Source organism: Nostoc sp. UIC 10630, assembly GCF_010747425.1.
Classification (GTDB): Bacteria; Cyanobacteriota; Cyanobacteriia; order Cyanobacteriales; family Nostocaceae; genus Nostoc.
Window position 1 is genome coordinate 33,113 of record NZ_JAAGOG010000007.1, and the last position, 24,430, is coordinate 57,542.

Sequence of the window (24,430 nt, forward strand, 5' to 3'; positions counted from 1 at the left end):
TTTGGATTGTCGGAACAATTAACAGTTCAAAAGTTTTATACCATTGACTAATGACCATTGACCAATGACCAATGACTATCTCTGAAGTTGAGTTAAAGCCTTGTTTCCTGACTCCTAAACGAGTACAGCCAGAGTATCCGCTATTGGTATATTTACCGGGAATGGATGGAACAGGTCAATTATTGCGATCGCAGACTGCTGGATTAGAAACTGGCTTTGATGTCCGTTCTTTGGCACTCCCCCGAAAAGACCTTAACACTTGGGATGTGTTAACAAAAAGTGTATTGGACTTGATCGACGCTGAATTACAAAAAAGCTCTCACAGGTCAGTTTACTTGTGTGGTGAGTCCTTTGGTGGTTGCTTGGCAATGAAAGTAGCGATCCAAGCACCGCATTTATTTAAGCGAACTATCTTAATTAACCCAGCTTCGTCCTTTCGTCTTCGCCCTTGGTTGAGTTGGGCATCTCAACTTACTTACTTAGTGCCATCAGAATTGTATGATGTTGGCGCACTGGGATTGTTGCCGTTTTTGGCATCTTTGCCCCGCATTTCTCGGAGCGATCGCCATGAACTGCTGAAAACCATGCGTTCTGTACCAGCAGAAACCGTTCTGTGGCGATTGTCTTTATTGCGAGAGTTTGAAGTTGATGAGGAAAAATTAAGTCGCTTAACTCAACCAGTGTTGTTGATTGCTGGTGGTAGCGATCGCCTTTTGCCTTCTGTAACAGAAGTGAAGCGGATAGGGAATATCTTACCAAATAACAAGATTGTGGTACTGCCCGATTGCGGACACGCTTGCTTGCTAGAGCAAGATATTAATCTCTATGAAATTCTTAAAGATAACGACTTTTTAGAAAATAATGCTGATATGAGTACAAGGCTAGAGGTGAGAGGATAGGGTGAGCGTCCTGCTCCCAAAGAGAAGTTAAAATAAACAAACTGCTTTTCTACGCCGGAATTATTTCTCATCTGGAAACAGACTGGAGACTCAAATGACCCCAGCAGCCATCGCTATACCCCGTCAGGAATCACCCCTGTTGTTTGAGGGACTGACCTGGAGAGAATTCAAAGCAGTTGAGCAGTTGCTAGACCGTCCAGGATATAGGCTCTCTTTCCTGAATGGAGTTTTGGAGATCCGAAGAATGCCTGGAGAACCACACGAAACCGTTAAGAAAAGAATTGCGGCATTAGTGGAACTGTACTTGCTTGCGGCTGGGTTTGACTTTATTCCCACTGGCTCAATGACCTTGGAAAGTGAAGTGGGTGCTGTCAAGCGTGAGGCGGATGAATCTTATAAACTGGCTCCAGGTCGAGTGCGTCCCGATCTGGTGATTGAAGTGGTGTTTACGAGTGGCGGTATCGATAAGCTGGAGGCATATAAGCGGCTCTTGATTCCAGAAGTGTGGTTCTGGGAAGATGGTGTGTTAGAAGTTTATCACCTGCGGAAAGAGGACAAGGCACTTCACTATGAGAGGGTTTCCAGTAGTGAGGAGGTCAAAGGAATCGATCTGGATTTGTTGTTACGTTGCATTCTTATGGTGAATCATGTGGATGCCATCAAGACTTTTCAGCAGGCGCTTCAAAAATAGCTGGCGATCTGCTTTAATTTCTAATTGTGTGATACCTGCGGCAACCCAGAAAATAGTTAATCTTCAACTGCTATTTACGTTTATAGAGAGATGTAGAGCCGCTCATAATTCGCTACAACAAGTTTAGAGAGGCTTTACAAGATGGTGTCAAGTAATGGCAGACAAATCCCAACAAGAAATAGTAGTGAATAAATCAGTTAATTCACCCAGAGAAACTTCAGAAATAGAAATCCAGGCTCAATCATCAGTAGAAAATGAACCGTCTGTATTAGAGTCTTTTGTTCAAAGTGTTGCTCAGACTGGCAAAGCAGTTTTAGACACAGCATTAGAGGTGGGAGAAGCGACAGCAAAACAAACACACAAGTTAATTGAGCAAACAACTCAAACTAGTGGTCAGGTTGTGAATCGCCTCAGCGAAAATTGGTTGATTAGAAAACTATCTGGAGTATTAAATCTCAATTGGCTAATTGGTACTACTGATGCTGTTGATTTGGAAAAAGCAGAAGCTGCGGTAAACAAGCTCAAACAAAAGTATCCAAATGAATCACCTAGTGAGATTGCTCACAGAATCATGGTGGAAAAAGCGACTCAAGCAGGCACTGTTGGACTAGCCACTAGTATTTTGCCAGGAATAGCAATTGCATTGTTGGCAATTGATTTAACAGCGACAACAAAATTGCAGTCAGAAATGCTTTATCAAATTGCATTTGACTACGGGCTAGATTTAAAAGATCCTGCCCGTAAAGGAGAAGTCTTGGCAATTTTTGGTCTGGCTTTGGGTGGAGGTCGTCTTTTGAAAGCTGCGGGATTAGGCTTACTGCGAAATGTGCCTTTAGCGGGTGCTGCGATCGCAGCTAGTTCAAATGCAACAATGATCTATTCATTGGGTTATGCTGCTTGTCGATTTTATGAAGCCAAGCTAGATGAATCAACTTCCCTAGCATCGCCACAGACTCTAGCAACATTAAAAGCAGAAAGTGAAAAGTATCTCGAAAGTGCGATCGCTCAAGAAGCCGTCATGGATCAAATCTTAGTTCACATGATTTTGGCTAGCCATCCAGATAAGACTTTAGAAGAAATTTTGCCAGAATTACAAGCTGTAAAACTCAGTCCTACCTCGTTGGATGCCATTGCCCAAAATATCAAATCGCCTAAGTCTTTAGATATACTGCTCAATCAACTGAATCGTGATTTTGCTATACCCTTACTCGTTCAGTGTAAAAAAATTGCCCAGCTTGACAATAAGACTACACCACTTGAGCAAGAAATAATCGCAGCGATCGCCAGAAAATTTAACATTGATCCAACAATTGAGGCATAGGGAATGGGGAATGGGGCAAGAAGCAGGACGTAAAAGAATCTGACTTTTCACGGTATCTGGAAAATCCCTCTCCTAAAAGGAGAGAGACTTTGAATTTTCCCCCTTCCCGCGTCGGGAAGGGGGTTAGGGGGTTAGGTTTTTGGTGGACTTTTCCACATAACGCGAAAAGTCAGGTAAAAGAATGAAGATCATAGCTTCATTAGCGAGTATAAAAGCCTCGTTAACGGAGTTCTGAGGTGGATTCACGAGGATAAAAGACTCGTTAACGGAGTTCTGATGTGGATTCACGAGGATAAAAGCCTCGTTAACGGAGTTCTGATGTGGATTCACGAGGATAAAAGCCTCGTTAACGGAGTTCTGATATGGATTCACGAGGATAAAAGACTCGTTAATGAGTACTACTTGCACTAATTCACTAAATTATAGCTACCGCTCCCTACTCCACAATGTCCAATGCCCCATGCCCAATACCCTATACCCATTCCCCTCATCCTGAAACAAGAATTTTGAGCAATACTGGTACAAGAAGGAATACTTACACAAAATCCCAAAATGACAATTCAACCTAGTGATAAGCCTTTGCTAGAGTGGGCAGGCGATAGTTTGGCAATAGGATTATTTGAAGATGCAGTAGAGTTAACCGGAGAACTGGCAACTTTAGATCAAAAGTTTTCTGGGGTCTTAAAAGAACTAATTGCTGAAGAAGAATTTAAAGGTAAAGCCAACAGTACAATTTTCACTCGTGTGAATCCTGGTAGCCCAGTACGTAAATTGATTCTGGTAGGATTGGGTAAACCAGATGCACTAAAACTCGACACTTTGAGACGCGCTGCTGCTGCGGTAGCCAGAGTAGCAAAAAAGCAAAAAAGCAAAATTTTGGGATTTAGCTTCCCATTATGGAATAACGATCCAGCTGCAAGTGCCCAAGCGATCGCAGAAGGTGTTGAATTAGCACTTTATCAAGATATTCGTTTTAAATCAGAACCAGAAGATAAAGGATCGCAAATAGAAACCGTAGATTTACTAGGTTTCGGTGGACAAGAAGCAGCCATAACCCTCGCCAATCAAATCGTTTCTGGGGTAAATTTGGCACGGGAGTTAGTGGCAGCACCAGCCAATGCAGTAACACCAATTACTTTAGCCGAAACTGCTCAAGCGATCGCCAAGGACTACGGTTTACAAGTAGAAATTCTCGAAAAAGAAGACTGTGAAAAGTTGGGTATGGGTGCTTTTTTGGGAGTAGCACAAGCTTCCGAGTTGCCCCCTAAATTCATTCACCTGACTTACAAACCAGAAGGTACACCGAAAAAGAAACTAGCAATTATTGGCAAAGGTGTAACCTTTGATTCCGGCGGACTGAATATTAAAGGTGCTGGTAGCGGCATCGAAACCATGAAAATGGATATGGGCGGTGCGGCTGCTACCTTGGGGGCGGCAAAAGCAATTGCTCAAATTAAGCCAGATGTTGAAGTTCACTTTATCTCGGCGGTAGCTGAAAACATGATTAGCGGTCGTGCCATGCACCCTGGAGACATTCTCACCGCATCAAACGGCAAAACAATTGAAGTGAACAACACCGATGCAGAAGGACGTTTAACCCTTGCAGATGCTTTGGTGTATGCCGAGAAATTAGGGTTGGATGCGATCGTTGATTTAGCAACCTTGACAGGTGCCAACGTCGTTGCCTTGGGTGATGATATTGCTGGTTTGTACACTCCCGATGATGACGTAGCTTCCCAGATCGAAAAAGCTGCCCAAACTTCAGGGGAAAAAATTTGGCGGATGCCAATGGAAGAAAAATATTTTGAAGGGCTAAAGTCTGGGATTGCGGACATGAAAAATACAGGCCCGCGTCCAGGTGGTGCGATTACGGCTGCCCTTTTCCTCAAGCAATTTGTCAAAGAAACCCCTTGGGCACATTTAGATATTGCCGGCCCAGTATGGACAGATAAAGAAAACGGCTACAACGGCGCAGGTGCTACTGGCTACGGGGTTCGGATGCTAGTTAACTGGGTGTTGGGGATTGGGGAGTAGGAAGTAGGAGGAAGGGGAAGCAGGGGGAGCAGAATTAATAACCAATACCCAATCCCCAATGCCCTATGCCCTATTCCCTAATAAATGGTACTTGGCTTGTTATGTGCTAATTGCTGGCGCAATTTTGACTAAAGGCCCAGTGGGAATTGTCTTGCCAGTGATAATTGTTGCCGCCTTTTTGCTTTACGTGGGAAGATTTAGAGAGGTATTGCGGGAAATGCGCCTCTTCGTGGGTATACTGTTAATTCTAGGTTTGTCAGTGCCCTGGTATGCTTTAGTAATTTGGCGCAATGGCTGGAATTATATTAATGCCTTTTTTGGTTATCACAACCTGGAACGCTTTACAGAAGTAGTTAATGGTCACTCAGCACCTTGGTATTTTTACTTTGTAGTAGTGCTGCTGGGTTTTGCACCATACTCCGTGTATTTACCAGTTTCTATAATAAGACTAAAGTTTTGGCAGCGATCGCACTGGCGATCCCTTGAACGTTTTCAGCAGTTTGGTTTATTCGCCTGGATTTGGTTTGCTAGCATCTTTGGCTTTTTCTGCATTGCTGTCACCAAACTGCCTAGTTACGTCTTGCCTTTAATGCCAGCAGCAGCGATCCTAGTGACGCTTTTATGGAGCGACTTTTTCCAGGATACAAAAGACAGACAAACATCTCCTGTTTCTTCCTCCCCCACTCCTCCCCTTTCCCCTACTTTTCTCCGAGCGAGTGGTTGGTTGAATGTAATGTTTTTATCAGTTCTAGCAACAGCACTGTTTAACATAACCCATATATTAGGTACTGATCCAGCTATCAGTAACTTTCATGAACTAATTCAAAAATCTGGTTTACCAGTAATAGCTGGCGTAATGTGGTTGATTTGTGCAATTTTAGTTGCTGGTTTCTTACTGAGTCGCCGATGGAACTACATTATTGGAATTAATTTACTAGGGCTTGTAGCGTTTATAATTTTTGTCTTAACGCCTGCTTCGTTTTTTATTGATCGAGAACGTCAATTACCCTTAAGGGAATTATCTGCGGTCATTCTAGAAGCAAAACAACCAAATGAAGAATTGATCATGCTTGGTTTCAAAAAGCCCAGTGTGGTATTTTACAGCCACATTCATGTAAATTATTTAGGACTTCCTCAAGAGGCTATAGAGCATATTAAAAACCAGGCCGCTAAGGGATTACAACCTCCCTCACTGTTGCTGTTGGCTGAACAGAAAAAGTTTGTACAAATGGAATTACAGCCCGATGATTACAAAAGTTTATCTACCAAAGGTGCTTATAACCTAGTTCGGGTTCCTTTTAAGAAAAAGAAAAATGAAAAAATAGACATATCTTAAATTGTCATTAGTCATTTGTCCTTTGTCCTTTGCGAATAACCAATGACTAATGACTAATGACCAATGACACAATTAACATTTGCCATTGTAACCATTGACAGCTAAGGCTTGATTGATCTGGTTTAATAGGTCTTCCATTGATATCGATCGCGGTAATATTTGGGTAGCGATCGCACCAACAACAGTCTCTATCGATTCCAAGCTATTCTTTTTCTGCTTGTCAATTTCCTTATAAGCTACCCCAACCGGAAAACTGGTGTCTGGGCGATTTAATCGCTGATTTAGTACCAAAATTGGTGGTAATTTATCAGGTGAATTTCCCAATGTTTTCAGGGCTTTTAGCACATCTTTGTGGATAGCGGATTCTCCTAAACAAATTAGCAGTAAATCAACGCTTTGGTGGCGAATTTGTTGTAACACTTCTGCCCAACAGGGACTCATAGCTGCTTTAAAGCCTGCTGTTTGTAAATACTGAATTAAAGCTTGGAACCACTCAGACCCTCTTTCAGCAGTTTCACTACTAATTGAGCAATTTTTTGCTGTCCGATAACCCTTAGCTGGCTTACGTCTTACCTGTGGAAAATCACGCAGCATCGTCAAATCCACAACCAAGATGTTAGGAGGGCAGCAAATACCAGAAGCAATTTGCAGTACTGATAGTAAGGCATCTGTTTTTTCGATGCGACTGCTGTTGTCTTTGGTAAATGGTGTTAAGTAAGGAAATACAGATAACCCTGGTACTTTAGAAGCCACTAAGGTAGTTGCAACATCGCAAGTAACCAATGGTAGAGCTGCCAAACGTGGATGCTGGATTAGTTGTTGCAGATAAATTTGGGCGGTGGTAGTTTCGACATCTAGTAAAATGACATCAAATTGCCATACCCGCGCCAAAAGTTCTGCTTGATCTAAATCATCTACTTCAATCACCCGATGTTCTCGAAGTGAGGGGTGAGGATTGACTGATTCCAACTGGGGATTCACCAACCTGAGAATTCGCAGTGGGGTTTTAGGTGGGATAATGGCGCTATTTTCCAACCCTACCTGCGGAGCTACTTGGGCAGTACATAATTTTTCGAGAACTGGTGCCAATAATTGATGCGCCACTGGCAAACTTAAGAAACCATCGGCTCGGTTAGCAAATGCTTTGTCCTTTTCGGCCCCCGTTGCGGTAACTATTACAGATATATGACGAGTTGCGGTGTCAGATTTTAGTAAAGTCAATACATCCCAGCCTGACAGCAAGGGTAGCAACGGATTCAAAAATATTGCTATTGGTTGTAAGCGCCGAGCTTTTTCGACTGCTTCTGTCCCGGATCGCGCAATTACTACCCGATATCCTAAAGATTTGAGTTTTTCGGTCAAGTCTTCAATATATCGGGCTACTGCCTCGACTACTAAGACCAACCGTTGAGAACTCGCGGGATGATGCTGTGTAGGCGTAACGATCTGCTGACGAGTGGCTGCGGTGTTTTCCCGTGTCTGTTGGTGTCGTGTCTTCTCGTCTGCTCTGATTACCATATCTGGCTCCGAAAAGCCTGTTTTCGGAGGACTGGGCGGCAGAAGTAGTGTAAACTGGCTACCTTTGCCTTCACGAGACAAGAAGCTGACATCTCCTCCGTGGAGCCGAGCTAAGGCCCGAGTTAATACCAGCCCCAAACCAGTGCCTTCAAATTGGCGGGTGAGGGGATTTTCTAGTTGTTGAAATTTTTGAAAAATTAGGTGTTGCTGGTGTTCTGGAATGCCAATACCTGTATCCCAAATTGTAAAGGCAATCCATCCTTCCCAACGACTTACCCGCAGCCCAATTTCGCCGGATATTTCAGTGAATTTAAAGGCGTTGGAAAGTAAATGTACTAGCATCTGGCGCAAGCGCAACTCATCTGCGACCATTTCATCTAAACCTAGTTCAATGGAAAGGCAGAATTGGGGAGCAGATGAACGGGCATTTTCTTGAGGTTGGGATGTTGTTTTAGTAGTTTGAGTGTGGATGGCTTTGGCTTCCGACAGGGCGCGATCGCACACAGCACTAATTTTCACTGGTGTCAGCGTCAAATCCATTTGTCCCGTTTCCATTCGGGTCAAATCTAAAATGTCATTAACCACACTCATCAGGTGGCGGCCACTTTGATGGATTAGTCCTGCATAACGAGCTTGACGCTCGTTAAGTTCTCCCAACTGCTGATCCACCAGCAAGCGCGATAATCCTAAAACGGCAGTTAGGGGAGTTTTGAGTTCATGACTAATACAAGCTAAAAACTCATCCTTCAACCGATTTAGTTGAATTAAATCGGCATTTTTTGCAGCTAACTCTTTGCAAAGCTGCTGCTGTTCAGTTACATCAGTAGCTAAAACTAACCATAAATCATTGCTGAGTACAACCTCTGACTCTGCACTCATGACTTTAAACTCAGGACTATCTAAGGGAATTTTGGCAAACTGCCAGATTCGCTCCTGACCATTTTGCACTTCCACAACACAGGTACAAGTACCCACTTGACTATCCAAATAGCAGCGACTGTATACAGTATCTGGTGATGCTTCTTGCTGAGTCAGTTCCTCTTCACCACCATATTCATTCTCCCTGCCATTGGGATGAACCTTGATTGCTCGTTGGGTGACATATTCAGATTTTTCGGAGGGCTTAGGGACAAGTATTGCTTCCACTTGTTGCCTAACTCCTTCTGGATCTTTTAAGGCTCCTAATTGTTGCCACCAGGCGGGATTTCGGGCTAACACTTCGCCAGTAGACGTTTGCAACATTAAAGGCCAAGGCAATCTTTCCAGCAACTGTATCAGTGGCTGGTGTCCCAATGATTTTGCTTTATTTGGGGGCTGTACATCAGCATCATACTCATGGCGCGACCCCTGGATTCCTGAGCTTTGTAAACCAACCATGCGTTCCTTAGCCAGCGATCGCAACAGGCGAGAACTATCCAGCAGACCCAAATATCGGCCATCAGAGTCAATCAGGGCCCAATCTAAGTTCTGGTGTTTTTCGGCTTGTGGATAACCCAAGTGCAAGTTTAATTGCTCTACACGCTCAGAAGCTGATATTGTCTGTATTGGCTCAATTAAACCTTGACCCCATGTAGAGAGTGGTTGATGTAAATTTAGATTTTTATTGTCACTATGTGCTAATAATTTTTGGATTAAACGGGCAGAATACAGCAATCCAATGGGGCATTGCTGCTGATTCACTACTACCAAGCGATCGCACTGCTCTTGCTCAAAAATCTCCAGCACCACTGCCAAAGAAGATGTTTGGAGGCAGCTAGCTACGGTTGCCTGAAAGTCAGAAAGCGGGTAATCTAGCATTAACATAGGGCTTTGGGGGTCATTCTTCCTGTGGGAACCTCCGGCATCTCCATCTGCCAACTGTTGATGGTCTTTTCGCCTGAAGCCATATCCTCTAAGAAGACTCATATAAGCAACTCTGGTTATTTCAACGCCATTAAATAAAACAACGGGATTTCCCCTCACGGACACTTGCTTGTGGACGAGTGCATTTTTCCAAGAGGCGACGTTTCTGATTTATAGCAACTAGCCTCCCCAGCGTCTTACTGGTATTTAAACTCCCGATCGATAGTGACGGCTACAACAATTATGGCCCCAAAGATTCGCTTTAGAACCTTGAGGAATTATAATGATTTAGAATGCGACAATCCTTTAAGTTCGTTTAAGTATCTTATCAAGGAGAAAAATTAAAAAATATATCTATTTATATACATAGATACAGATACGCAAACAATAAATTAGGTAGTGTGTCTCTTTATGGCGACAAATACCTCATCATCAAAGATTTACTAAGTCTTAACACTCAGTTGCTGAATTAAGCTTTTGAGTTGCCAGCACAAGCAGGCATAAATAAATATCCAGTTGAAAAAAACTAAAAAGTTTAAGTTTAGTGCATAAGCTTTCTTACTTCCCACCTCCAGCAAGAACTGCCTTCTTGCAGTATCTGTGAACACAGAGGGTTATTTTGGGGTAAAGTCGCTAGTTTACTGCACATCAAGAGGTATTCCCCTAGAAGCGTTAGCCAAACTTATCAGCCCACGTTTCTTGGTCAAGGCGATCAAGGAGATAGATTAAAGAGTAAATGTTATTACCGATATTGATTCTGCGACCTGATATTAACAAATGTTTAAATAATCTAGTTTACTTAGCCAAGCAAAAAGATTGGATTGCTTGGGTGTGGAAATTTATTGACGCGATTATCGCCCAATTTTACAATTTACCTGTTACTGCAACGACCTCTGAAAAAATCAACTATTTACCAAATTGGCCGCAACAAAATCCAAGTAAGGCATACACTAGCAAGTACGTCTATGTATTTGCCAGCCAGATGCAAAAAAGCCAACAGCATTTCCACGAGATGAATCCAGCCGAAAGGCAAGGATTATTAAGACAGCTTAAATTAGATTACAGTCTAATCCTTATAAATTATTTTACCACAGACAAAACACTCAAAGAAAAAATTGATAAATTCATCAATACGATATTTTATGCTAATATTCCTGTGCCCCAAATAATCGAAATTCACATGGAGGTAATTGAAGAATTTTCTATCCAGCTAAAATTAGAAGGAAGAAGCAGTGAAACCTTACTTGATTACCGCCTGACGTTGATAGATATATTGGCTCACTTGTGTGAAGTCTATAGGAGTTCGATTCCTAAATAAAATAAGTTTATTTATTAATATTTAACTTGGAACAAGCTAACACTGTTAGTTATTACCAACGTGCGAACACATCTTGTATTTCTACGATCGTAACTAGCCTGTAAATATATGATTAAAGCCAAAAAAACCTACGTTCTCAAGCTTTACGTAGCAGGGAACACCCCTAATTCAGTTCGGGCGTTGAAAACACTCAAAAATATTTTAGAACAGGAGTTTGAAGGTGTTTATGCTTTAAAAGTGATCGATGTATTAAAAAGCCCACAACTGGCAGAAGAAGATAAAATATTGGCAACGCCAACATTATCCAAAATTTTGCCTCCACCCGTTCGCAAAATTATTGGCGACCTTTCAGATCGAGAAAGAGTATTGATTGGATTAGATTTGCTTTATGAAGAACTGAGTGAAGCAGATTTTGAAGAGTAAAATAATTAATGATATAAGATATCGTTTATAAAGTAAATTTTAACTATGTAGGGTAGCCATTATATTGCTCTAGTTAAGATAGCTTTACTACCTTTTATCCTAGAGCATTACAGCAAAATATTTATTCTAAATATTAAATATATTTATTTTTACTATTTTTTTGTCAGATTGTTACCTAATACACCCCACTTGCTTAACATTTAGTTTATAATTAGTCTGGAAAAATTGAGTAAAAATTTTACTAATAAAACAACAGTTTTTAATACCCTTTTATTATCAAGCAATGAGTCAAAACGAGCAAGTAGAACCCAATAAGACACCAAAAAATGGGGGTGTAGAAAAAATTCGCACGATGATTGAAGGGTTTGACGATATTAGTCATGGTGGTTTACCAATTGGTAGAACTACCTTAGTCAGTGGCACTTCAGGTACAGGTAAAACTTTATTGTCTCTCCAGTTTCTATATAACGGTATCACCTATTTCGATGAAGCAGGTGTATTTGTTACTTTTGAAGAATCACCCAGCGATATTATTAAAAACGCCCATGTTTTTGGTTGGAATTTACCCCGCCTAATCGAAGAAGGCAAGTTATTTATTCTTGATGCATCTCCCGATCCAGAAGGTCAAGATATCGTTGGAAATTTTGACCTTTCTGCACTCATTGAACGCTTGCAATATGCCATTCGCAAATACAAAGCTAAACGAGTTTCAATTGACTCAATGACAGCAGTATTTCAGCAGTATGAAGCGATGGGAGTAGTACGACGCGAGATTTTTCGCTTAGTAGCACGTCTCAAAATACTGAGTGTTACCACTGTAATTACCACTGAACGCAGTGAAGAATATGGCCCCGTTGCTTCTTTTGGAGTGGAAGAATTTGTTTCTGATAATGTAGTAATTGTTCGCAACGTCTTAGAAGGAGAACGCCGCCGTCGAACAGTTGAAATTCTCAAATTGCGTGGCACAACTCACATGAAAGGCGAGTATCCCTTCACAATTACTAATGAAGGAGTTAACATTTTCCCACTAGGAGCAATGCGTTTAACTCAGCGTTCATCTAATATCAGGGTATCTTCTGGTGTCAAAATCTTAGATGAAATGTGCGGTGGTGGTTTCTTTAAAGATTCTATTATTTTGGCAACAGGAGCCACAGGTACTGGTAAAACCTTGTTAGTAAGTAAGTTTATTCAAGATGGCTGCCTGAATGGAGAACAGGCAATATTATTTGCTTACGAAGAATCACGCGCCCAACTATCTCGTAATGCTTCTTCTTGGGGAATTGATTTTGAAGAATTAGAGGAGCAAGGTTTACTAAAAATAATTTGTACCTATCCTGAATCAACTGGTTTAGAAGACCATTTACAAATTATTAAATCAGAAATTGCTGTCTTCAAACCAGCTCGGATTGCCATTGATTCCCTATCAGCATTAGCTAGAGGAGTGAGCAATAATGCATTTAGGCAGTTTGTAATTGGTGTAACGGGTTATGCTAAACAAGAAGAAATTACTGGTTTCTTTACCAACACAACTGACCAATTTCTAGGAGCGCATTCGATTACTGACTCTCACATATCTACGATTACCGATACAATTCTAATGTTACAGTACGTAGAAATTCGTGGAGAAATGTCGCGGGCAATTAACGTATTTAAAATGCGCGGATCTTGGCATGATAAGGGCATTCGCGAGTATAATATAACTGCTGACGGGCCCGATATTAAAGATTCTTTCAGAAACTACGAACGGATTATCAGCGGTGCTCCTACTCGCGTTAGTATCGATGAAAAGGCGGAACTTTCTCGCATTGTTAGACGTTTTGAAGATAAACAGAGTTCCGAACCCTAAATTTAGTATCGTAGTATATTCTTTCCTAAATTTAGTATCGTGCTATATTCTGTGGTGAAGAAAGGTTTTCTGCCGCTAGATTGATTTTCGTGTGAGGGATGCGGTGAAAGGACAGCAATTATTCTATAGCTTCTTGCCTGGTGTCACGGCAGCGGTTTTAACAACTCAGCCTGCTTGGGCTGGTACTGTAAAACTAACTGGGGTACAGCTGGCTTCTTCTCCTAGTGTTTTGACTTCTACTTATGGTCAAAGCTCGGTTGTGGATATGATGAATACGCAATTGCCGCATGGTGCAAATGTTAGTGTTCCAACCCTACTACCTGGTTTTGGTTTTACTAAACTTAGTATGAAGCCTTTAAGTAATAACAGTATTCCAGTATTTACGGCTGGAAATACTGTTGTGCCAATAAAACAAGTACTTAAGAAAGATGAAGGTAGATTTGTCAGTTTGACACCTACCTCTAGTTCTTCCCAACAGCTAGATGTTAGCAGTTCTGCTCAAAATAACCAAAAACAGAGTAACTCAAGCATTTCTGGGCAGAAATCAGAGAGCATAGTAGTTCCCAACTACACTTCAAAACCTTCTTCTGTCCAAAGAAAAATTTTACCCCTGTCTTCTGCACAGCAGCCAGTGGTTAAAAAGAAAAATGCTGTGACTGAGTTGCAAACATTTTTACAAACTTCAGCTACAGGTGGAGAATCAGCAAAACTGTTGTCAGCGCCAAGATGCCCACAGGAATCAGGGAAAAGCAAGACTGATTCCTCAGCGGCTTTGCTACTGGCTTCAAACACCTGTTTACAACAAAATGCTATTGGCCGCATTGCTCAGAACAATACCTCGATTCCGGCAAATTCGACACAAGTTCCCACTGTACCAGGAACCGTAACTCCTGCACCGTCAGAGTCAGTACAACCTTCCACTGTGCCGAGAACCATAACTCCTGTGCCATCAGGGCCGGTGCAAATTCCCGAGAACTTGATTCCTAGCTCAAATCCCTTGCAATTTCCTACCAAACCGGAGGAAGTGACACTTCAGGGAAATCAGCCGATTACTTTGGCACAAGCTTTGGAGCTAGCACGGCGTAACAATCGGGATTTACAGGTGTCTATTTTGGAGCTAGAACGCAATCGAGCGGTTCTACGTGAGGCACAAGCTGCTTTATTGCCAACTCTGGGAATTAGCGCTGATATTACTCGTAGTCAGTCTGCCAGTAGTCAGCTCTCGTCGAAACTCCAAGAACAACAGACGGGTATCTCATCGCCAGATGAAGCTGGTACATCTTTTTCCGGTCAAGCACAGCTGTCATATAACATCTACACTTCTGGGAGAGTGCAAGCTAGCATCAGAGCGGCTGAAGAACAGGTACGTTTCAATGAATTGGCTGTAGAAACTCAGTCTGAGACAATCCGTTTGAATGTTGCCACTGACTACTACAATCTGCAACAGGCGGATGAACAAGTACGTATTGCTCAGTCGGCTGTGCAAAACTCCGAGGCTAGTTTGCGTGATGCGGAAGCTTTAGAGCGAGCTGGGGTTGGTACGCGGTTCGATGTGTTGCGATCGCAGGTGAATTTAGCAAATGCCCAACAAGATTTGACTAATGCTAGATCGCAGCAGGCAATTTCCCGTCGTCAATTAGCAACTCGGATAAGTTTGCCGCAGGGAATAAATATCAGTGCCGCCGACCCTGTACAATTAGCTGGTCTCTGGAACCCAACGCTAGAACAAAGTATTGTGCTGGCTTATCAAAATCGTCCAGAATTGCAACAGCAGTTAGCACAACGCAATATCAACGAACAACAGCGTAGACAGGCTCTTGCAGAACTGGGCCCTCAAGTTAGTTTGGTAGGCAGTTACAACCTACTAGATCAGTTCGATGATAGTGTCAGCGTTACTGATGGTTATTCATTGGGAGTTAGAGCCACCATCAATTTGTATGATGGGGGAGCGGCAAGAGCAAGAGCAGCTCAGTCTAGTGTTAATATTGCGATCGCAGAAACTCAATTTGCTGAACAGCGCAACCAAATTCGTTTTCAGGTAGAACAAGCCTACTCTACCCAGCAATCTAGTTTGGAGAATGTTCAAACCTCTAACACCGCTTTAGAACAAGCTAGAGAAGCTCTACGTTTAGCGCGTTTGCGATTCCAAGCTGGTGTAGGAACTCAAACTGATGTTATTAACTCTGAAAACGACCTCACAAGAGCTGAAGGTAATCGAGTCACAGCAATTTTGGATTACAACCGCGCTTTAGCTCAGTTACAACGGTCTGTTACCCTCAGAGCGCTACGCTAGTACTGCTGACTTAACCTCTCAATTAAAAATTCTGAAAGCCTCATTGAAAGATGAGGCTTTTTAATTAAAAAAGACTGGAATTTTAACTCTCTACACACCTAAAATTCCCACCGATCAGCTGAAAGTGATTTAAATTGCATAACCTAAATTAAATATCAGTCTTTGTGGCAATACTTGTCGGGTTTTGGGGAAAAGGGGAAGGGGAAAAGGGAAAGAAAAAACCTTTAACCTTTAACCTTTTCCCCAAACCCAATTCCGAGTTAAAAATTCTTAACCGAGCAGTATTGGTCTTTGTGGGGTGGGCAACATGAACGCTCTCTAGATGAAAATTAAATATGGCACAGTTTAATTCTTAACTGAACCTTCTCACAGAGATTTTGAATTTTGAAAGTGCCGCGAAAACGCATAACAGGAATTTTGTGAAATGATGTAGCATAACTGAATGTTCGATTGCTAGCCTTGTCAAAGACTCATGACTAAAGTAACATCTCAAGAAATTGCACAGTTTCGCTCTCAATTGGCTGACGATCCTAGCGATATGGAAGCGCTGGATTTGATTGAAGACTGTGATGGAGATTTAGAAGATGCGGCGATGACGCTAGCTATTAGAGCAGGACAACAACCAGAAAGAGCAAATTCTGAGTGGTTAGATGCCTTGGCTAGAAAATGGCGTGTGGTTATTTGCGAACAAGAATACCGGGAAGATTTGCTTAATACTTCACCTCAAAAGATGATGGAACATCTAAAAGCAATGCCGACATTTCCCAAGATTTTGGCAACGCCAGTTTTGATATATGTCCTCAAACAAGGCGTAAACAATTTTTGTGAGCCACTAGATTCGCTCAAGTGATCGGCTCATGTATATTTAACTGATGCTTACTTGCGCGATGCCTGCGGTGGTCACTGAGCTTACCGTTCGCGGAGCGTCTCGTAGAGAAGTGCGGGCTACGCCTACGCGATTTGCAGTTGAGTTTTAATACAGACCTAACCCCCAATCCCTTCTCTACAATGGAAGAGAAGTAAGAATCAACACTTTTCGGATTTTGGGGGAAAGGGGAAAGGCAAAGGGTTTGAATTTACGTTTCCCCAGACCAAAAGAGAGATTATTGGGTTTATCCGAAAAGTATTGGAGTAAGAATCAAAGCCTTTCCAAACTCCAAACTCTTACCCAATGTAAGATCGATTCGACCAAGACTGATACGCTGTTAATTAAGGCAAAACTTATATTAGACAAATTGTAAAATCAATGAATTACCTTGTTGCCGTATTACCAGACCGCATTCAAGCCGAAGCTGCTTACTTAGCTTTAGAAGAAGAAGGCATAAACAGTACTATCCTTGGGAAGGGCTATAAAACGGCTGACGAGTTTGGCTTAATTGACCCCAAAGACCAAGCCAAAAAGCAAGCACAACTGATGGCAACCTGGCTGATACCATTTGGCTTTTTTGCAGGTTTTACATTCAGCCTCATCACTGGTTTAGATACTTTTGCCTGGGCGGGTGAAGTTGGCAATCACATCGTTGGCGGACTGCTAGGTGCTGCTAGTGGTGCTATGGGTGGTGTGGTTGTGGGTGGCGGAGTCGGTTTACTTGTCGGTGGTGGTGATGCCTTGCCTTATCGAAACCGCTTAGACGCGGGTAAATACTTAGTTGCCGTTCAAGGCTCTGAAACTCTCACTCGGCAAGCGACCCGAATATTACGCCAGTTTGATCCAGAAAATATCCAAGGTTATGCTGACACAAGTAGCGTCTGACAAAAAATCCTGGTTTACGCATTACAACACACAAGGATTTACTTTTGAAGCAGTAAAAGCACTGGTCAATTTTGCCTTTACTGGGCGAGAACTGAAGAGAATTATCACTCATTCTCCAGACGGTCGTGTTGCCTCGGTTCGCATTTTGAAAAAACTAGGAATGCAACAAATTCCTAGAGATGGGAACCTGTTGAAATGGGAATTAAAGTTAGAATCAAGACAGTTATAGTAGTTTAATTCTCAATTCATAACTCATAATTTTTAAGAATGTTGCCACGAGAAGAACTTTTAAAGGGTGTTGAAAATCGAGATAGTGTAGCTCGTGTAATTGATCAAGCGGAACAAGCTATCAAAACTTGGGAAGTGGTTTTGACAGATTTTCTATCTCCCCCAGAATTAGCGGAAATTCAACGGGTGTTTAACCGATTAACAGAAGTGCAATTAGTTGCGTGGGGCGGATATCCCCAAGCTGAACGCCAAAGAATAGCGATCGCTCGTTCAGAACTTCCCCTAGATCAATCTCAAGTCAGCCTTGTCGCCGTGGAAATTGCTGGTAATTTCTTGTTTGATACCGCCTCTCACCGCGACTTTTTAGGCGCAATGCTGGGAACGGGAATTGTTCGTGAAAAGACAGGAGACGTTATTGTCTTAGGAGAACGAGGGGCCCAGGCGATTGTCGCCCCAGAGTTAGTAGAATTTTTGGAAATGAGTCTTAAGCAAGTGCGATCGGTTCCTGTGAAGACTCAGCCAATTGAGATAACTGAATTAAGGGTTCGGGAACCAAAGAAAAAAGAATTAACTACTGTGGAGGCTTCTTTGCGGTTAGATGCGATCGCATCTGCTGGTTTTGGTATGTCCCGCAGCAAAATGGTTGACTTCATTGATGCTGGTGATGTCCGCGTTAATTGGAAGGAAGTTACACAAGCTAGTTCTCAAGTCAAATCAGGTGACTTAATCGCCATTCGCTCTAAAGGGCGTTTAGAAGTTGGGGAAATTGCAGTTACAAAAAAAGACCGTTACCGAGTTCAATTAACAAGGTATATGTAATCAGTGAGGAGTTAAGAGTTTTAAATTCACCAGTTTCTTTACCCCCCAATTTTTAATTCCTAAGAGGATATTTGAAAAGTCTACCCTTATATTGAGATCCCCCCTATCCCTCCTTAAAAAGGGTGGAATAACCTTCTCAAAGTCCTCCTTTTTAAGGAGTATTTAGGAGGATATCAAGTTTTGGATACCTCATCACTACTTTTCAAAAAACCTCTTAGGCTTTAAAGTGTTTTGCTAATATATTCAGCAAAAGTCTGCGCGGTACGAGCCGAGATAATTTGCTTCTAATTTGAGTGCTAGTATCAGAACTAATAACAGTTGGATAGCCTTTTTCCAAAGCATCTAAACATTCCCAAACAACTTTTTCGGCAGAATACACTTTATCTGTAGTACTTGCCAGCGCTGGAGGAAAATTAGCTTCCGCAAAAAAATTTGTTTCTATTGGCCCTGGACAAGTGACCAAAATACGGACACCATATTGACGATTTTCTGCCCATAGTGCTTCACTAAAACTAAGAATAAAAGCTTTACTGGCAGCATAAACAGAAAGGTATGGTATCGGTTGAAATGCGGTAATAGAGGATACGTTAATAATACTTCCAGACTGTCGTTGCCGCATCAAGGGTAGAAATTTATGGGTTAAATCTACCAATGCTAAAACGTTTAATTGTACAATTTTAATTTGTCTTTCTCCATCCCCTTCAGCAAAGTCGCCATAGTAACCAAAACCAGCATTGTTGATTAATAAGTCAATAGTTAATCCCTTTGTTTTAGTTGCATCAAATACAGCAGCAGCTGCATTAGGTTCCGTCAGGTCTTGGATTATAACGTCTACTTGAATTTTGTGTTGTTCTTGTAGTTGTTTAGCTAATTGATTTAGTTTCTCTTTGGAACGAGCTACGAGTACAAGATTTGTCTTGCGTGCAGCTAGTTCCTGGGCAAAAGCTTTACCAATACCACTAGAGGCACCAGTAATTAAAGCAGTTGGCATTCTAGATATTTAGATAGTTTTTAAACAGCTTATAAATCTTACCTATGCTGGCTATAAGTTTTAACTACCTAAAGTGATATACCCAAAAGGGTAAAACCATCACTTAGTAATGAATAAGGGTCATGTCCCAAATAATGATTTTTATCATAGTGATTCAAATTTATTTTGGATTGCTAGCTACCATTTTTCAGACCAATAGATTATTTCTGAGGCGGAACTATTAATAGCGACACCATAGCTATCTCCATGATTCCATTTGAAGCCAGGTCTGCCTTTGTCGTCTGCATTTAATACTAGTATTTCATAAGTAGCTGGAAAAGATTCTGTAGAAGAGTCACTGGTGTAGAAAAAAGTTGTCGGCACACCGTTAAGTTGATTTATGTGGTCGTTTGTGTTACCACCTCTATATTTGTACTTTGCACTATTTCTGTATTGTGACAGTAATTTTTCTATCTTATTTGGTGGCTGTTTCAGCCTAATTTGAAAAAAAGTACTTCCTTGCAAAAATTCTGGAGAGTAAGCAATACGAACATCTTTAGCATCAGTAGGAATCTGATTAGGAAAATGTTTTACTCGATCATTATCAGACCATAGCTGATTACGAATTTCTTTGTAGCGTGATGTATCAGTTATTATTTTAGGCTCGCTAGTACTGCTAAAAGCTGTTCTGATAAAAAAGCTTCCCCCGACAATACAAAGGCTAGCAAGGGCTAATAGAAATGGCGATCGCTTCATGAAGTTGGGTGCGTCTAACTTTCATAGTCATATACCCAACTAATAAACTAAATTCGTACTATTGCGGATATAGCATCAGAGATATTAACAAAAACTTTGCGTATTTAGGTAAAATTGAGGATATTTGTAAAATTACTGTGAAGCTAGTCAATGATTATCTAGTCAAAAACCGCAGGTTGTCCTCGTTCAGACTAATACTACTTTTAGAGCTAACGAAATCAATTCCACAGTTATCCATTTTTTTCAATTCTTCCTGATGCAGCAAGAACTAAGGCGGATATATAAATAGTAGATGCACCTTAATTAAATCATAGCCCTCCGCTTTTAGCTGAGGGCTTTTTTTAATTAAATTTATAATTTTAAAATAAAATAAATCTGTTGGAAAACCTAATTTTCCCGGATATAGGAATTAATACAGCGGATTAATAAATGGTAGATGCACCTTAATAAATTACAGCCCTTAGCTTAACGCTGCGGGCTTTTTTATTACTTATAGTTTTTAATGCGTCGATAAAATAAATTTGTTAAAAAAACTAATTTTCCCGGATATAGGAATTAATACAGCGGATTAATAAATGGTAGATGCACCCTAATAAATTACAGCCCTTAGCTTAACGCTGCGGGCTTTTATTATTTAAATATAGATGGCAGCAAACCAGGAGCTAACCATACTGCATAACCAATAAATCCAAACATCAAGGTAATTAAGACAGTAACGCCGTAGCTGATGCAAATTAATAAACCGTCAGATTCGATGGTGGCAACAGTTAAAAGTAAAATACCTATAGTGGGGATAGGATTCGTAAATGGAATTGGTAATATTAAAAATATTGTTAATAAAGAGATACAAAACCCATTAATTCGCCAAATCAAAGGATTATGGGCTATTTTGGCCAATCGGGGACGGGCGATTTTCTGTAAAACTTTGGTAAAACGTCCCAAATTTTGTAAAAGTAACTCGGCAAAGGGACGAGGAAACTTGTAGTTAGCGATTCTTTTCGGCAGCCAAGGCGATCGCCTCCCTAAAACCATTTGCGCTGACAACAGTAAACAAGCACCACCAAAAGGACCAGTTAATCCTGGTGGCATAGGAAATAAAAAAGGCAAAACTAATAATGTAATTACCAGGCTGAATCCTCGTTCTGAGGTTTCTGCCAGAATATCACCTAGAGTAAGCGGTTGTTCCGCTAGGCGTTGTAACAGGGACTTTATATCTTGAGAAAATCTCAGATGCATTTGGCGTGAGTTGATGCGACTTCCCACATTTTTAGCAGAGGGAAATAGAGTAACTGGAGGAGATGAGGGAGAATAACTCCTAACTCCTAATTTCTGGGGGTGCTAAAACAGCTATAGCTTTAGGTATAACCCTAAAATGAGCCGGTGTGTAAGTAGTAATTTCACCATCTGTATTGATAGGACGAGGTTTGCGAGTATATACTTTTATTTCTTGACCTTGAAGAGAACGTACACTCTGCCAATGTATATGTCGCCCTTCTCGCATATCAGGAAGTAATAGTATAATCTGCCACCAGTGTTTAATTTCCAAGCTATAGAGGTCTAGCCTTTGGTCATCTATTGTTGCATCGTCAGCCACTGCCATGCCACCGCCGTAATAACGGCCGTTACCTACAGCAATTTGTACTGTTTTTACGCGAACTGATTCATCATTGATTACAATCTCCGCCGTAAAAGGTCTAGCTTCCAAAATGACTTGCAATGCAGTGGCGGCATAAGCAAATATTCCCCAACGGCGTTTGACTTCTTTGGTAAGTCGCTGGGTAATTTTTACACTCAATCCCAGACTGGCAACATTAAAAAAGTGCTTGCCGTTCACCCAACCCAAGTCGATATGGCGTAAATTTCCATTTGCAATAATTTGGCAAGCTTCGCTGAGTGAATTCGGTATTTCCAAAGTCCTCGCTAGGTCGTTGGCAGTTCCTAAAGGCAAGATTCCCAAGGGCAACTGAGTATCAACTAAAGCATCTACTGCTGCATTGAGAGTGCCATCTCCTCCACCAATGATTACTAGATCAACTTGATGCTGATAGCGAAATATAACTTCAGCAAGATGTTTTGGATCTTCTGTAGACTCCTCAATTAAATCAAAGCCGAGTGTTTTCAGATATTCAATCGCTTCCGACAGGCTCTTTTGCCCTTGGCGGGCATGACGATTTATTAACAGAAGGGCGCGGGAACTCATGGGTAGTACCTTTTGTAGTTGATATGTCCAATTATCCGCATCTATGTATTCTGCTTTAAGTTGGCTCTAAAAAAGTGTTTAAATTGTTATGATATTCATCAAAATTTTATTTTTTTAATGCTTATTATGTTATTGTAAGCAATTTTTAATTTCTATTTTATCTATTTTATCTCTATTAGCCCTTCCTCTTTTGATACTCAGTAGATATGATTTTTACTCACTAAATGACTGGATTTGAGTATTTTTATTGTTAGTACGATATTTCTTACAATTTTATAATAACCAGACAATAATTACAAACAATGCAATATTTATTATTTGTATAGATACATACTTATAGATTAAATTGTATAAATAAATTTTATCCAGGTTGAAACCATTAGCTTTTACATTATTGGCTGCAAACTTTATATAGCAAAAGCTACATATTTCAAATGGCTGTTAAAAAAGCTTTAGTTTTTAAGCGGTAACGCTACGAGAACAGAATGACAGCAAAAGACTCCTTTAAAACATTGTTTAAACTAGACTTTATCAAAATAGAATTCAGGAGTTAGAATTTAGAATGATTCTGTACGACTGGCGAGCGAATGAATAAAAAAGTCACCTGTGCCGTTTAACTGGATTCATCCACAGTTCTAAATGACTAAATGCCTGTGAAAAAAGTAACGTTAAACATAAATAAACCACCGCTACACCTGCATAAATTTCAAAGGCGCGATAGTTGTCAGCAACAATTAACTGTCCTTTACGTAGTAATTCTTCCAACCCAATTACAGAAACTAAGCTAGTATCTTTCAACAAACTGATAAAGTCATTACCCAAAGGTGGAATCATCCGGCGAAAAGCTTGGGGAAAAATGACATAACTCATCGTTTGTATAGAACTCAAACCTAATGATTGTGCTGCTTCTGCTTGTCCTGTTTCAATCGATTGAATCCCTGCACGCACAACTTCGGCGGTATAGGCAGCGTTATTCAAACTTAAGGCAATTATTCCAGCAGTTAGGCGATCAAAAGTAAATGTAAAACCAAGTTCTTGCGAAATTGCTGGTAAACCAAAGTAAATCATAAAAATTTGCACCAATAAAGGTGTTCCCCGAAAAAAATCTACATAGGCTCTCGCTAGCCATCGCACAGGTGCGATGCGAGAAAGTCGGACAATACCAATTAGGGAACCTCCAATTAAACCAAAAACTACAGAAATTATTGTTAATTGTAACGTTACTAATGCTCCCTGCAATAAAGTCGGAAAAGCCTGCAAAATTACGGCAATTGAGGTAAATATTTTAGGTGAACTAGTACTATTCTGATTTTCAAATGGTGATTTAGCTGGTAAAGATGGCGGGTTGATTTTAAACCATTTTTGGTAAATTTGGGAATAAGTGCCATTTGTTAACACTCTCTCCAAACCATTATTTATTAATGCCAAGTTTGGCGAATTTTTAGCTGTAGCAATGCCATAGAACTCCTCCGTCAGCAATTGCTGTACAATTTTTATTCCCTGAAGATTGCCCGTATTAATAGCATATAAAGTCACTGGCGCATCATTGATTACTGCATCCACATTACCATTGGCTAATTCTTGTAGGGCTACAGGTGCTGAATCAAAACTACGAAGTTGCGTTCCAGGAATACTCTTAGCTTTTGCAGCTCCAGTTGTACCAATTTGGACTGCAATTTTTTTATTTTTGAGACTGTCAAAGCCAGTAATATTTTGATCGTCTGCACGGATTGCGATCGCTAACCCAGCTTTAAAATAAGGACGGGAAAAAGAAATTGTCTTCGCCCTCTCCTCTGTAATCGTGATCGAACTAATTGCCGCATCTACCGTTTTGGCTGCCAAAGCCGGTATCATACCATCAAAAGGCATACTTTGAAAATCTACTTTAAATTTAGCTGCAACTGCGATCGCATTCATCAAATCAATCGAAAAACCCTGTAACTCACCACCTTGTTTTTTAAACTCAAAAGGTGGGAATGCTGGTTCTGTCGCAACTCGCAAAGTTTTTCCCGCATTAGAGTTCACAGCACAGCCAGCCAATAACAAACAACCAAAACTAACAACCACACACCAGCGCAGCCAACGCCCAAAACCAAACTTAGCCATATTATTTTCTCTTACCTCTGCGCCTCTGCGGTTCCTTAAAACCTTACAATCAACTGTAGAGCAGCTTGACACAAGTA

Annotated in this window: 18 protein-coding genes and 1 pseudogene; 13 read left to right on the forward strand and 6 right to left on the reverse strand. The window is 41.0% G+C overall.

All coding sequences use genetic code 11. From position 1 onward, the window contains the following. Positions 1 to 71 precede the first annotated feature (71 nt). From G1O98_RS03740 to G1O98_RS03760, 5 genes and pseudogenes are all read left to right on the forward strand, one after another. Positions 72 to 899 (forward strand): alpha/beta hydrolase, encoded by an 828-nt coding sequence (locus tag G1O98_RS03740; protein ID WP_163927347.1) that lies wholly within the window; start codon positions 72 to 74, stop codon positions 897 to 899. Between the two features lie 94 nt (positions 900 to 993). Beyond that, entirely contained in the window at positions 994 to 1,590 is a 597-nt protein-coding gene (locus G1O98_RS03745) for a Uma2 family endonuclease (protein ID WP_163927348.1), read from the forward strand. Positions 1,591 to 1,744: 154 nt separating this feature from the next. Next, on the forward strand, positions 1,745 to 2,911 hold the full coding sequence (locus tag G1O98_RS03750) for an EcsC family protein (protein ID WP_163927349.1): 1,167 nt from the start codon (positions 1,745 to 1,747) through the stop codon (positions 2,909 to 2,911). Between the two features lie 552 nt (positions 2,912 to 3,463). Further along, on the forward strand, positions 3,464 to 4,945 hold the full coding sequence (locus tag G1O98_RS03755) for a leucyl aminopeptidase (RefSeq protein ID WP_163927350.1): 1,482 nt from the start codon (positions 3,464 to 3,466) through the stop codon (positions 4,943 to 4,945). 67 nt (positions 4,946 to 5,012) lie between these two features. Continuing rightward, a pseudogene (locus G1O98_RS03760) lies at positions 5,013 to 6,281 on the forward strand (glycosyltransferase); the annotation flags it as partial. Positions 6,282 to 6,353: 72 nt separating this feature from the next. Here the strand turns inward: G1O98_RS03760 and G1O98_RS03765 are convergent. After that, on the reverse strand, positions 6,354 to 9,602 hold the full coding sequence (locus G1O98_RS03765) for an ATP-binding protein (RefSeq protein WP_167306177.1): 3,249 nt from the start codon (positions 9,600 to 9,602) through the stop codon (positions 6,354 to 6,356). Positions 9,603 to 10,377: 775 nt separating this feature from the next. Between G1O98_RS03765 and G1O98_RS03770 the strand changes: the two genes are divergently transcribed. From G1O98_RS03770 to G1O98_RS03805, 8 genes are all read left to right on the forward strand, one after another. Then, on the forward strand, positions 10,378 to 10,959 hold the full coding sequence (locus G1O98_RS03770) for a KaiA family protein (protein WP_163927352.1): 582 nt from the start codon (positions 10,378 to 10,380) through the stop codon (positions 10,957 to 10,959). A gap of 108 nt (positions 10,960 to 11,067) precedes the next feature. Next, on the forward strand, positions 11,068 to 11,382 hold the full coding sequence (gene kaiB / locus G1O98_RS03775) for a circadian clock protein KaiB (RefSeq protein WP_114082480.1): 315 nt from the start codon (positions 11,068 to 11,070) through the stop codon (positions 11,380 to 11,382). A 283-nt stretch (positions 11,383 to 11,665) separates the two neighbouring features. Continuing rightward, on the forward strand, positions 11,666 to 13,228 hold the full coding sequence (gene kaiC / locus G1O98_RS03780) for a circadian clock protein KaiC (protein ID WP_163927353.1): 1,563 nt from the start codon (positions 11,666 to 11,668) through the stop codon (positions 13,226 to 13,228). A 103-nt stretch (positions 13,229 to 13,331) separates the two neighbouring features. After that, positions 13,332 to 15,521 carry a TolC family protein gene (locus G1O98_RS03785; protein ID WP_163927354.1) on the forward strand — a complete coding sequence of 730 codons (2,190 nt, stop codon included), beginning with the start codon at positions 13,332 to 13,334 and terminating at the stop codon, positions 15,519 to 15,521. Positions 15,522 to 15,993: 472 nt separating this feature from the next. Continuing rightward, complete coding sequence (locus G1O98_RS03790) at positions 15,994 to 16,371, forward strand: hypothetical protein (protein ID WP_012409408.1); 378 nt, start codon at positions 15,994 to 15,996, stop codon at positions 16,369 to 16,371. Between the two features lie 396 nt (positions 16,372 to 16,767). Then, positions 16,768 to 17,274 carry a hypothetical protein gene (locus G1O98_RS03795; RefSeq protein WP_163927355.1) on the forward strand — a complete coding sequence of 169 codons (507 nt, stop codon included), beginning with the start codon at positions 16,768 to 16,770 and terminating at the stop codon, positions 17,272 to 17,274. Next, positions 17,252 to 17,503 (forward strand): GNAT family N-acetyltransferase, encoded by a 252-nt coding sequence (locus tag G1O98_RS03800; RefSeq protein WP_163927356.1) that lies wholly within the window; start codon positions 17,252 to 17,254, stop codon positions 17,501 to 17,503. Before G1O98_RS03795 ends, G1O98_RS03800 begins: the two co-directional genes overlap by 23 nt. Positions 17,504 to 17,541: 38 nt before the next feature. Next, entirely contained in the window at positions 17,542 to 18,321 is a 780-nt protein-coding gene (locus tag G1O98_RS03805; protein WP_163927357.1) for a photosystem II S4 domain protein, read from the forward strand. A 214-nt stretch (positions 18,322 to 18,535) separates the two neighbouring features. Here G1O98_RS03805 and G1O98_RS03810 read toward each other — a convergent pair whose 3' ends face one another. From G1O98_RS03810 to G1O98_RS03830, 5 genes are all read right to left on the reverse strand, one after another. Continuing rightward, positions 18,536 to 19,312 (reverse strand): SDR family oxidoreductase, encoded by a 777-nt coding sequence (locus G1O98_RS03810; RefSeq protein ID WP_163927358.1) that lies wholly within the window; start codon positions 19,310 to 19,312, stop codon positions 18,536 to 18,538. 177 nt (positions 19,313 to 19,489) lie between these two features. Next, complete coding sequence (locus G1O98_RS03815) at positions 19,490 to 20,047, reverse strand: hypothetical protein (RefSeq protein ID WP_163927359.1); 558 nt, start codon at positions 20,045 to 20,047, stop codon at positions 19,490 to 19,492. 630 nt (positions 20,048 to 20,677) lie between these two features. After that, the gene (locus tag G1O98_RS03820) at positions 20,678 to 21,283 is read right to left on the reverse strand and encodes an exopolysaccharide biosynthesis protein (protein ID WP_175586511.1); all 606 of its coding nucleotides are present in this window, start codon (positions 21,281 to 21,283) and stop codon (positions 20,678 to 20,680) included. 79 nt (positions 21,284 to 21,362) lie between these two features. After that, positions 21,363 to 22,247, reverse strand: coding sequence for a lipid kinase (locus G1O98_RS03825; RefSeq protein ID WP_163927361.1), 885 nt, complete (start codon positions 22,245 to 22,247; stop codon positions 21,363 to 21,365). A gap of 600 nt (positions 22,248 to 22,847) precedes the next feature. After that, positions 22,848 to 24,353, reverse strand: coding sequence for an ABC transporter permease subunit (locus tag G1O98_RS03830; protein WP_163927362.1), 1,506 nt, complete (start codon positions 24,351 to 24,353; stop codon positions 22,848 to 22,850). Between the last annotated feature and the right edge of the window lie 77 nt (positions 24,354 to 24,430).